Origin of the sequence: Streptomyces sp. PT12 (assembly GCF_003311645.1) — a bacterium.
Lineage (GTDB): Bacteria > Actinomycetota > Actinomycetes > Streptomycetales > Streptomycetaceae > Streptomyces.
This window is the reverse complement of sequence record NZ_QEST01000190.1, coordinates 44,156-55,227: the sequence shown is the minus strand read 5'-3', so window position 1 is coordinate 55,227 and position 11,072 is coordinate 44,156. Positions and strand designations below refer to the sequence as shown.

At 73.5% G+C, this 11,072-nt stretch carries 9 protein-coding genes; 7 read left to right on the top strand and 2 right to left on the bottom strand.

Annotated elements, in window-relative coordinates:
- Nucleotides 1-183: 183 nt before the first annotated feature.
- Nucleotides 184-756 carry a Scr1 family TA system antitoxin-like transcriptional regulator gene (locus DEH69_RS22755; RefSeq protein WP_113688866.1) on the top strand — a complete coding sequence of 191 codons (573 nt, stop codon included), beginning with the start codon at nt 184-186 and terminating at the stop codon, nt 754-756.
- 109 nt (nt 757-865) lie between these two features.
- Nucleotides 866-1,843, top strand: coding sequence for an aldo/keto reductase (locus DEH69_RS22750; protein WP_113688865.1), 978 nt, complete (start codon nt 866-868; stop codon nt 1,841-1,843).
- On the opposite strand, the gene DEH69_RS22745 is transcribed toward DEH69_RS22750, so the two are convergent.
- Nucleotides 1,840-2,526 carry a bifunctional 2-polyprenyl-6-hydroxyphenol methylase/3-demethylubiquinol 3-O-methyltransferase UbiG gene (locus DEH69_RS22745; RefSeq protein ID WP_258534889.1) on the bottom strand — a complete coding sequence of 229 codons (687 nt, stop codon included), beginning with the start codon at nt 2,524-2,526 and terminating at the stop codon, nt 1,840-1,842. The two genes, DEH69_RS22750 and DEH69_RS22745, sit on opposite strands and share 4 nt — an antisense overlap.
- Nucleotides 2,527-2,609: 83 nt before the next feature.
- Nucleotides 2,610-3,956 (bottom strand): lipase family protein, encoded by a 1,347-nt coding sequence (locus DEH69_RS22740; RefSeq protein WP_113688864.1) that lies wholly within the window; start codon nt 3,954-3,956, stop codon nt 2,610-2,612.
- A 624-nt stretch (nt 3,957-4,580) separates the two neighbouring features.
- Here DEH69_RS22740 and DEH69_RS22735 point away from each other — a divergent pair.
- The 5 genes from DEH69_RS22735 (at nt 4,581) to DEH69_RS22715 (ending at nt 11,061) form a co-directional block, all read left to right on the top strand.
- Nucleotides 4,581-5,972, top strand: coding sequence for an oxygenase MpaB family protein (locus DEH69_RS22735; protein ID WP_113688863.1), 1,392 nt, complete (start codon nt 4,581-4,583; stop codon nt 5,970-5,972).
- A gap of 352 nt (nt 5,973-6,324) precedes the next feature.
- The gene (locus DEH69_RS22730; RefSeq protein WP_113688862.1) at nt 6,325-7,143 is read left to right on the top strand and encodes an alpha/beta fold hydrolase; all 819 of its coding nucleotides are present in this window, start codon (nt 6,325-6,327) and stop codon (nt 7,141-7,143) included.
- A 95-nt stretch (nt 7,144-7,238) separates the two neighbouring features.
- Entirely contained in the window at nt 7,239-8,321 is a 1,083-nt protein-coding gene (locus DEH69_RS22725) for an LLM class flavin-dependent oxidoreductase (protein ID WP_113688861.1), read from the top strand.
- A 598-nt stretch (nt 8,322-8,919) separates the two neighbouring features.
- On the top strand, nt 8,920-9,882 hold the full coding sequence (locus DEH69_RS22720) for a hypothetical protein (RefSeq protein ID WP_113688860.1): 963 nt from the start codon (nt 8,920-8,922) through the stop codon (nt 9,880-9,882).
- 159 nt (nt 9,883-10,041) lie between these two features.
- A complete protein-coding gene (locus DEH69_RS22715) occupies nt 10,042-11,061 on the top strand; it encodes a hypothetical protein (RefSeq protein ID WP_113688859.1) in 1,020 nt (339 codons plus the stop codon).
- Nucleotides 11,062-11,072 lie beyond the last annotated feature (11 nt).

Below are 11,072 nucleotides of genomic sequence, written 5' to 3'. Positions count from 1 at the left end.
CCTCGTAGTGGGTACGCGCGGCGCGTAGTACAGCGACATCATCCCCGTTGACGTGCAACGGGCCGCGGCGAGAGACGTCTGTGTCGTCGGGCGGGGGCTCCAATCCCGCCCGGGGTACCGGGCCACCACCCATGTCCGGTGTTCAACGAGACGACGACGACAGTGATGGAGGGAAGGAGTTTGATGGGGGAATTGATGCCGGGGTCGACCGTTCCGAGGCGCCAGCTCGGGCGGCATCTGCGGGAGTTGCGTACCGATGCGCGGCTGACGCTCAAGCTGGCGGCGAGGAAGCTGGAGTGGTCGGAGGCGAGGATGTGGCGGATCGAGTCGGGGCTCACCTCGACGCGGAGCCATGACGTTCAGACCATATGCGGGATCTACGGCGCGTCGGAGGAGACGACCAAGGCGCTGGTGGGTCTGGCGAGGGAGACGAGGGCCCGGGGCTGGTGGCACAGCTTCGGCGACGCGATTCCGGAGGGGTTCGACGTCTTCAGCAGTCTGGAGGGTGCCGCCTCCCGGATGTCGATCTATCGCGGTGACGTTGTGCCCGGGCTGTTCCAGACGGAGGAGTACGCACGGGTCACCGTTCGGGCGGCTCATCCCGACGCGGATGAGGAGGAGACCGGGCGCAGGGTGCGCCTGAGGATGGCGCGGCAGCACCTGGTCACCCGGGTGACCGCCCCGCCGTGGCTGCGGGTGGTGCTGGACGAAGCGCTGCTGCGGCGGCCGGTCGGCGCGGGCACCGTGATGGCATGAGGCCCCGGGAGGACCCAAGGACCGCGGGGCCGCCTCCACGGGCGTGACGGGCCGGGGCTAACGTTCTCCCCTGACGCGGCCCTCGGGCCGCGGGACGAGAGGAGCGGTGTTGAAGTACACCCGGCTCGGGGCCTCGGGGCTCGAGGTCTCGCGCATCGTGCTCGGCTGCATGGGCTTCGGCGACCCGGCCCGCGGCACGCACCCCTGGGCGGTGGGGCTCGATGCGTCACGCCCGTTCATCCGGGCGGCGATCGAGGCGGGCGTCACGACGTTCGACACGGCCAACGTCTACTCGCTCGGCGCCAGCGAGGAGATCACCGGCGCGCTGCTCGCCGAGTTCGCCCCGCGCGACGAGGTGGTCATCGCCACCAAGGTGTATGGCCGCATGGGCCCAGGCCCCAAGGGCGGCGGCCTCTCGCGCGCCGCGATCCTCACCCAGGTCGACGCGAGCCTGCGCCGCCTCGGCACCGACTACATCGACCTTTACCAGATCCACCGGCTCGACCACGAGGTGCCGGTCGAGGAGACGATGGAGGCGCTTCACGACGTGGTGCGCGCGGGGAAGGTGCGCTACATCGGCGCCTCGTCCATGTGGACATGGGAGTTCGCGCAGGCGCAGCACACCGCTGACCTGCACGGCTGGACGCGCTTTGTCTCCATGCAGAATCACTACAGCCTGCTGATGCGCGAGGAGGAGCGCGAGATGCTGCCCTACTGCGCGGACCAGGGCATCGGCGTGCTGCCGTGGAGCCCGCTGGCCAGGGGGCGTCTCGCGCGCCCGTGGGACACGGCGACGCCGCGCAGCGAGAGCGACCCGTTCGGATCGCGCATGTACCGCCAGGCCGTCGAGTCGGACCGCGCGATCGTCGACGCGGTGGGCGCGATCGCGGATGAGCGCGGCGTCACGCGCGCCGAGGTCGCCCTGGCCTGGATCCTCCAGCAGTCGCCCGTGACCGCCCCGATCGTCGGCGTCACCAAGCCCGAACAGCTCACCCAGGCCGTAGGCTCCGTCGAACTGACCCTGAACGAAGAGGAGTTGACCCGCCTCTCCGAGCCGTACACCCCGCGCGAACCCGAGGGCTTCTAACGGGGCGCTCCGCCGTCGGGCCGCCGCCACACCAGGGTGTGCCGCCAGAACACCCGGCGCCGCGGCCCGGCCCCCGGCAGCACGCGTCGCGCCTCGTAGGCGATCTCGTGGAACGTCATGGTGGGCGGCACGGTCGGTGCGCTCATGGCGACGGGCGCGCGCCCTGGCCGCCGCCCCCGGTTGCGCGCCACGCCGATGAGCGGGTTGAGCGGGACGGCGACGGCGCCGAGCAGGTGGTCGACGGGGGTGGCGGGGACGTGGCAGCCGACCACGATCAGCGTGCCTCCGGGGGCGAGTTGGGCCTTCAGGTGCTCCAACGCCTCGGTGAGCGGCAGATGGTGGAGCACGGCCACCGAAGTGATCACATCCCAGGGCCCCTTGGCCGCGGGATCCCCGAGCGCGTCACCGACGGCGTACTCGACGTTCGCCCGGTCCTCGGTCGCCTCGCGCGCGTGTTCCACGATGCGCGGGTCGGCGTCGATGCCCCGGGCCAGCGCGGCCCGCGTGGCCAGCAGCCGCACCAACTCCCCGCTGCCGCAGCCCACATCGAGCGCGCGCCCGAACCGCCGTGGGACCTGGCGCATGATCCAGCGGTGGTAGTGGTGGTTGTGGCTCCACGGATAGGCGGCGTTGAGCCTCCCCAACGCCCGGACGGGCCAGGGGGCTTCGGGCGGCGCGTGCACGCGGCCGATTCTGGCACGGCTGTGGGCCCGCCACGGCTCCCCGTCGGCCCGCCACGGCTTCCCGTGGGCCCGCCGCGCGGGCCTCAGGGGCAACTCCCCTGGGTGCCCTCGCCGTTGAAGCGGTCGGTCAGCCATGAGATCGCCGCGCCCTGGTCGGTGATGAGCGGCACGAGGTGGTTGAGCAGCGTGCCGTCGCCGAGGCCAGGCAGGTGGATCGGCGCATAGGTGACGTCCGCCCCCGAAGCGCACCAGTCCGCGGCGAGTTGGCGGGCCTGGGCGTGCGGCACGATGTCGTCCCTGACGCCCGTCGCCACCCGCACCGGGCCCGTCGGAACGCGCTCGCCGACGCGCTGCTCGTCGAGGAACGCCCGCACCTCGGGCTCGGCGGCGACGATCTCGCCGACGGACCGCCCGGTCGCCGTCCAGTCCCGCGTGTCCGCGAACGCGTGGCGCAGGATCGCGTCGCCGACGCACATCGTGGCCGTGCCGTTCAACGCCTCCCGCCCCTCGTCGTTGAGGTGTTCGTCGATGACGGCGCCGAGCCCTGGATCGGTGTGGGCCGCGCCGTTGATCGTCCAGCCGATCGCCCCGGCGAGCGCGCTGCCGTCGATGCCCTCGATGACCTCGGTCAGATCGGCGGGTGGCGCGCCCACATAGCTGCCCACCAGGGGGAGTTCGGGCGCGTGGACGGCCCCCAGCTCGGCGGCGGCCGCGGTGGCGCCGCCGCCCTGGCTGTAGCCGTACAGGCCGACCGGCGAGTCGGCCGTCAGCGACGTCCCGTCGAGCGCGCGGGCCGCGCGGGCGGCGTCGAGCAGGGCGTGGCCCTCGTCCACGCGGTTGACATAGGTGTGTACGCGGTCCGTGGTGCCAAGGCCCGCGTAGTCGGTGACCACGACCGCGACGCCCCGCGCCAGGAAGCGGTAGATGGCCAGGTTCTCGTAGCCGACGGAGAGGGAGCCGCCACCCAGGTCGATGCCGAGCGGGGTCTCGAGGGCGAGCGACGCCGCGCACTGGTCGCCCTGCCCCATGGTGCCGGGCGCGAGGGCCACCAGCGGGCGCGGGCCGCCGTGCGCCCAGTCCGCGGCGGGCTCGATGTAGGCGCCGGTCACCGCGATCGGCTGCCCGCCCGCGTCGGTCGACCGGTACATGAGCCGGGTGGCCGTGCCGGGCAGCGGGCCCCCGGGCCCCGGCAGGCGCACGCCGAGCGCCAGCGGCTCGGTGCGGATCAACGCGCCGTCGGCGTCGGGCAGTTGGGCGGGGGGATCGTAGAACTCCGGGACGGCGGACGGGACGGCGGTCGGGGCCGCGGACGGGACGGCGGACGGGGCCGCGGTCGCGGACGCGGGGAGGAGCGCCAGGGCCGTGCCGAGCCCCACGGCGGTGGCCAGGAGGCGGGTGAACGTCGAACGCGGGCCGGATGAGGGCGACATGGGGGGACCTTCCTCGCGCCGTTGCCAGGTTGATGGCAGTGAAGCACCGGGGCGACGCGGGGGTAACCCGCCGGTAAGTTACGGAGCGGTAACGTCGAGCTGGGCGTGGCGCCCTGGCGGTCGGCGCCCCGGAGTAGGGGCCCCCGACCTGCTGGCGACGCGCGCCCCGCTCGACGCGTTCCGCGCGTGGTTCCTGACGCTCGCCACCTACGTCCGCCTCAAGCGCGGCCTCGGCGAGGCGTTCACCGCCGCGGCCGCCCGCGACGCGGTGAACGAGACCTACGCCCAACTCACCGCCGCCGTGGGCACCCTGCTGCGCGCGTGCGAGGAGGACGGCGGCGTCCGCCCCGGCCTCGACCCGGCCCCTTCACAGGGGAAGTCCTCTCGGTCGGTGGCGGTGCTCCCCGGAACGGCGCGGCCCGCATGGGGCGTTATCCCGCTCCCGGGGATTCCCAACCTCGGGGCGTGGCGCGTTCCAGGCCCAACGCCCGGGCCTCACAAGGCCGTTCGCTCGAACGAGTGGTTTGGCGGCGAACGCGCGCCCCGCCCTTCGGTGGCGCGGTTGGGTGTGGCTGCGCGCCGCGAATCCTTCTCTTGGCCGCGGCCACACCATGGGAGGCGTTGATGACCTATCCCGATTCATTGCTGCGGCGCACCCTTGGCGAGCGGCGCATCGCGCTGGTCGCCTGGCGGCTGCTCGTGCTCCAGGTCGCGCACCCCGCCGTCGCCGCGGGCATGAGCGACTGGTCCACCTATCGCGCCCACCCGTGGCGCCGCGTCCAGCACACGATGGACAGCGGGCGGCGGCTCTTCTTCGCGGACCTGGACTCGTTGCGGCGCGAGGTCGCGCGCCTCGACCGCGCGCACCGGCGCATCCACGGCACCGACGCCTCGGGCCGCGCCTACTCGGCGGAGGAGCCCGAGGTGCGGGTGTGGGTGCTCGTGACGCTGTACGAGGCGTTGACCGCGCTGCGCCAGCTGTCGGGCAGGCCGTTCACCCCCGCCGAACTCGACGCGCTCTACCGGGAGTTCCGGGCCACGGTCGCCGAGTTCGGGCTGCCCGACGAGCTGTGGCCGCCGACCGCGGGCGATGTCCCCGGGTATGTCGAGCGCACCATCCGCGAACGCCTCGAGGACGGGCCCGAGGTCCGCCACCTGCTGTACGGCATCCTGCGCGAGGCGCCGCGCCCCGGTCGGCTCGGGCGCCTCGGGCCCGCGTGGCCGGTGCTGCGCGCGCTCACCGCGTCGACGGTGGCCACGCTGACCGTCGCGGATCTGCCGCCCGCCTTCCGCGAACGCTTTGGGATCAGGCGTGGCCGCCGCGCCGCCGCGCTGTCGTGGGCGGTTCACCGGGGCGCGCGGCACGTGATGACGCGGCTGCCTGACCGGTGGCGTTACCGCGTTCCCCCGGGCGCCGACGGCCCCGCCGCCGCCCGCGCGCCCCGTCACCGCCGCGCCCACGCCCGCGCCCGCGCGCGCGACACGCGCCCCGCGCGGCTCGACGCGTTCTTCCGGCAGGTCCTCGACCAGACGGGCGACGGGCGCATCGGCGTCGCCGACCTGCGGGCGATGGCCCATAACGTGTGCTGGCCACTGGAGTTGAGCGCCGAGCGCGAGGGCGAAGTCCATGCGGCGTTCGACACGTGGTGGCGGCAGATGAGCGCCACGATGGACGCCGACGGCGACGGGCGCGTCACCCGCGCGGAGTTCGTGGCCGCCACGCTGGCCGGGGTCGGCCGCGACCCCGAATATCTCACCAAGGGGCTGCACGTGGCCGTGCGCGCGATGTTCCGCGCGGCGGACGCGGACGGCGGCGGCCACCTGTGCGCGGACGAATACCGCGCCCTCTTCGGCGGAACGCGGGTGGACCCGGCCGAACTCAACGATGGCTTCCGCGAGTTGGATGTGGACGGCGATGGGCGGATCACGGAGGAGGAGTTCGTCCGGGCGTTCACGGACTACTTCACGGGGGTGGGGGATTCGGTGCCGGGCGCGCGAATGTTCGGGCGGGCGTAGGGGGTTGTTGCTGCTCTGCGGGCGGCTTGGCGGGGGGCTACGGTCTTGACGTCCTCCCGTTCGCCGTCGGCCGAGTGCCGGGTGTGGGGCGGTGCGGGTCAAAGATCGGCACCTACGGGGGAGGGGGTTCCGGCCGACGGCACAAACCACCGGACCCTCGGCAGCCGCCTCACAGGGCGCCCCGCAGCAGCAGCCCTCGGCAGCCGCCCCCACGGCACCTCAAAAGAGCGGGACTCCGGCCGAAGGCAAGAGCCAACGCACCGCGTCCGGCGGGGCTCGTGTCGGCGGGCGCTCGGCACGTTGACCACCCGGTCGTTTCGGTGGCCGCTCGGCGGTGTGGCAGGGTCGAGGTGTGCCTCAGCTCTTCGACGCCCGCCCCTCCGCGTTCGCCATCGCGCCGGACGGGACCCGTATCGCGTATCAAGTGGCGGGCGAGGGACCGCCGTTGCTGCTGCTGAGCGGGCAGTCCAACAGCCACAGGTGGTGGGATCCGGTGCGGGCCGGGTTCGAGGGCGCGCACCGCACCATCACCATGGACCACCGGGGGACCGGGGCGAGCGACAAGCCCGATCGGCTCTACCGCACCGAGGAGATGGCCGATGACGCGCTCGCGGTGCTCGATGCCGTCGGCGTTGAACGGGCCCATGTCTACGGCACGTCGATGGGCGGGCGCATCGCGCAGTGGCTGGCCGCGCGGCATCGGGAGCGGGTGCGCGGCCTCGTGCTCGGCTGCACGTCGCCGGGTGGCCGCCACGCGGTGAAGCGCGGTGACGACGTCGGGGCGTCGCTCGGCGCGGCGGACCCGCGGGCGGCGTTGAACGCGCTTCTCTCACTCATGTACACGCCGGAGTGGCTGGCGTCGCACCGGGGCCCCTTCACCACGGTCGGTGACCCGGGGATGCCACCGTTCGCCCGCCGCCGCCACCTGGCCGCGAGCAACCGGCACGACGCGTGGGACGTCCTGCCGTCGATCGCCGCGCCGACGCTCGTCGTGCACGGCACGGACGACCTGCTCAACCCGACGGCCAACGCGCCGCTGCTCGCCGGTCGAATCCCGGGCGCGCGCCTTGAGTTGATCCCCGGGGCGCGGCACGCGTACTTCGAGGAGTTCGCGGATGTGGCGACGCCGCTGGTGCTCGACTTCCTCGCCGGGGTGCCGGGGGACCGATGAGTTGAGGGCGCGCGCCCGGTCCCCATGGGCATGAGCGTTCCACGCATCGGCTTCGAGCTTCCCACCTTCGGGCCCGACGCGGGTCCCGAGGGGGGGTGACGGTCGCGGCGGCCGTTGAAGAGGCAGGGTTCCACAGTGTGTCGGTGACCGAGCGGCTGTCGCTGCCCGCGCGTTCCGGCCGGGCGATCGGGCCGGGGCCGCCCGGCTCGCACGTGTGGGAGCCGCTTGAGGTGCTGACGTGGGCGGCGGCGCACACGTTGCGCGTGCGGCTCCTCACGGCGGTCGTCAACGCGATCTTCCAGCCGCCGATCGTGCTGGCCAGACGCCTGGCCACGCTGGACCGGCTCTCGCGAGGCCGCCTCGACGCGGGCCTCGGGCAGGGCGGGGGCGGCACGCCGGAGACGGCGTTCGGCCTGGACGAGGAGCTCATGGCGGCGGGGGTGCCGCGCGGGCGGCGCGGCGCTGGCCACGGCGCGGTAGACATCCTCGTCGAGCTGGAGCGGCAGCGCGCAGTCGAGGGCCGCCGCGCGGCGGTCGGGGTCGGTGACCCACGTGAGGAAACGCCCCACGGCCGTCTCGGTCGGGTCGGCGACCTCGCCGGGCGACGAGGGGCGGGGCTGGGCGAGCATGTCGAGCAGCACGGGCAGGCGCCCGGAGAGCCGCGGGATCAGCTCCACCGTGGGCTCGTCGGTCACGCCGCGCGCGGTGAGCAGCGCGCGGGCCTCCTCGTCGGTGAAGACGTCGAGCGGGACCTCGGTCGCCAGGTCCGCCCAGTCGCGCCAGTGGCCGCTGTCGGGCCTGCCCTGCCCGGAGATGACCACCGCGACATTGGGCTCGAGGGTGCCCAGGGTCTCCTCGCAGACGACCGTGCGCAGCCACGCGTCGAGCGTCGGGCCGACGCGCTCGTAGACGTCGAAGACGAGGACGAGCAGGCCGTGTTCGCGGGCGACGGCCGCGAGTCGGCCAGGAAGACGGGGGGGCAGCGCGGCGAGCGGGTCGAGCACGAGCCGCACGTCGTCGTGCCCGCGCAGCCGCCCGGCGAGCGCGGAGCGCATCCGGTCGGTGCCAAGCGCCACGCTCGTGGGGTCGAGCGCCCCGGCCAGCGCGCCGATCCCGGGGAGCGCGCCGAGGCCGACCAGGGCTGCCTGGGCCGCGGCCACGCTGCCCGCGGACGGTGAGGGCGCGGCGCCGGGGTCGCCGGGCGGTGGCTCGGCGGGCTGGCCGCGTTCCGCCTCGTGAAGCCGCTGCCTGTACTCGGCGAGCCGTTTGTCGAACGCCCTCAATGGGCTTCCCGCACGCCTGAGTTGGTCGCTGATCGCCGCCATGGCCTCGATCGGGCCCCGCGTCTCGTCGGCCACAAGGGCGGTGAGGGCGCCGCGTTCGCGGGCCATGTGCTCCCGCTGCCGCACCAGCCAGGTCTTGCCGACGCCGCCGTTGCCCCTGACGCGGTACAGGAACTGGAAGCCGGGGTCCGAGGGATCGCGCGCGAGATTGATCCGGAACGCGTCCAACTCTCCCTGGCGCCCCACGAATCCGCCGCGCCTCCGGCGCCGGATCAGCTCCTGCCGTGTCAGCCGCCGCTCCGCCAATGTGCCCGTCCCCCCTCCCAGGGCATGGGCGCACCAAGCTACCCAATGCGCCGCCTTAACGGGACCCGGACGCCCTCCACGCCTATACCCGACCGGGGTATGCGTTTCGACTTGACTTATACCCTCGGGGGGTATTGGGTGCTGGGAGAACGCCCGGAATGGACCATGGAACGAGGGAGAGGCAGCCATGAACACCGCGACCAGAGTGGGTGCCTTCGGGGCCGGGATCGCGCTTGCCTTCGGCGCGGCGTTCGGCCTCGGGCGCGTCGTCGACCCGGTGACCGAGGGCGAGCCCGAGCCCGCCGTCCACGCCGCGGACCACGCGCCCGAGGCCGACGAGGGCCATGACGAGGGCGGCGACGAGGGCGGCGACGAGGGCCACGACGACGGGCACGGGGGCGGCCATGGCGAGCAGGCCGTGGCCGACGGCCCCGGCGGGCTCCAGGTCTCCGAGCGCGGCTACACCCTGGCCCCGCCCACCGAGGCGCTGCCCGCGGGCGAGGAGACCGACTTCCGCTTCCGCGTCCTCGGCCCCGAAGGCGAGCCGCTGACGGCGTACGACACGAGCCATGAGAAGGACATGCACCTGATCGTGGTCCGCCGCGACCTCTCGGGATTCCAGCATGTCCACCCGACGCTCGGCGACGACGGCACCTGGAGCGTTCCGCTGACGTTCGAGGCCGGGGGCACCTACCGGGTCTTCGCCGACTTCGTGCCCGCGGGCGACGCGGACGGCGGGCTGACGCTGGGCGCCGACGTGGCCGTCGCGGGGGAGTACGCCCCCGAGCCGCTGCCCGAGCCCGCGCGCACCGCGACCGTCGACGGATACACCGTCACCCTGGACGGCGCGTTGAACGAGGGCGAGGAGAGCGAGCTGACCCTGACCATCAGCAGGGACGGGCAGCCGGTCACCGACCTCGAGCCCTACCTCGGCGCCGATGGCCACCTGGTCGTGCTGCGCTCGGGTGACCTCGCGTATCTCCACGTCCACCCGGGCGAGTTGGCGGGCGGCCCGGACATCACGTTCCACACGCGGGCGCCAAGTGCCGGGACCTACCGCCTCTTTCTCGACTTCCAGCACGAAGGAGTCGTCCGCACCGCGGAGTTCACGGTGACCACGGACGGGCACGGGCACGACCACGGCGCCTGAACGCCGGGGCGCGGCGTCGGCCCCGCCCCGGGGAATCGTTGAACGGACCCGATTGTGCCGTTCGGGTGGTCAGGGGGGTGTGGGTGCCTCTGATGGCTTCTGTGGCGATTTAGCATCCGTTCTGATCATGTCCGGAAGGATCGCCCGACGGGAGCAAGTGTGCGCACGCGTGGGAACACCGCAGGGAACGGTGGGTCGAGACGTCTTCTCGGCCGAGCCGCCGTCCTGATCGCCGCGGCCTCGGCCGCCTTCTCCCCGGGAGCGGGCACCGCGCTCGCGCAACCCGGCGGGGACCAGGTGATCCACTCCGTCCCCTCGGGCGACCTGCCCCAGCCCGCGCCCAGGACCGAGGTGATCTACGACTCGATCCCCGCGGAGCTTCCCCCGCATGTCGCGTCGCTCGGCTACCAGGCGACCGGCACCAGCGAGTTCGGTGACGAGGTGGGCTTCGGGCCCGGCGGGCACCGCAAGCTGAAGTCCCTTGAGGTCGTGCTCTCCAGCTGGGCCTGCGAGGCGGGCCGCTGGAACACCAACGACTGCTTCTCCTCGCCCGATGTGACCTTCGACCACCCGGTCACGATCAACGTCTACGAAGTCGACAACTCCGGGCCCACCCCCGTGCCCGGCACCCTGCTCGCCAGCCAGACCGACATCGCCACCATCCCGTACCGCCCCTCCGCCAACCCCGTCAAGTGCACAGGAGTTGACGCGGGCCGCTGGTACGACGCGGCGACCGGGACGTGCAACGACGGCATCGCCCACCCCGTCGTCTTCGACTTCGGCGGCACCCTGCTCCTGCCCGACGAGGTCATCTGGACGGTGGCGTTCGACACCAGCGGCTATGGCGCCGAGCCCATCGGCACCGGCACCGCCTGCTTCGCCACCCCCCAGGGCTGCCCGTACGACGCGCTGAACGTCGGCGCCCAGACGTTCCCTGGCTCGCCCTACGCGGGCATCGACATCGAGACGGACGCGGCGTTCCTCGACCCGGTCGCGGCGGCCTCCTACTGCGACGCGGGCGCGGGCGGCACCGGAGTCCTCCGCTGGGACGCGCCCTGCTGGGCCGACAACGGGCCGCTCGCCAGGATCACCGCGACGGAGGCCCGCGACGGGGGCCAAGGAGCCAGCCAAGGAGCCAGCCAAGGAGGCAAAGGCGCGGGAGAAGTAGACAAGAAGTAGACAAGGAGCGG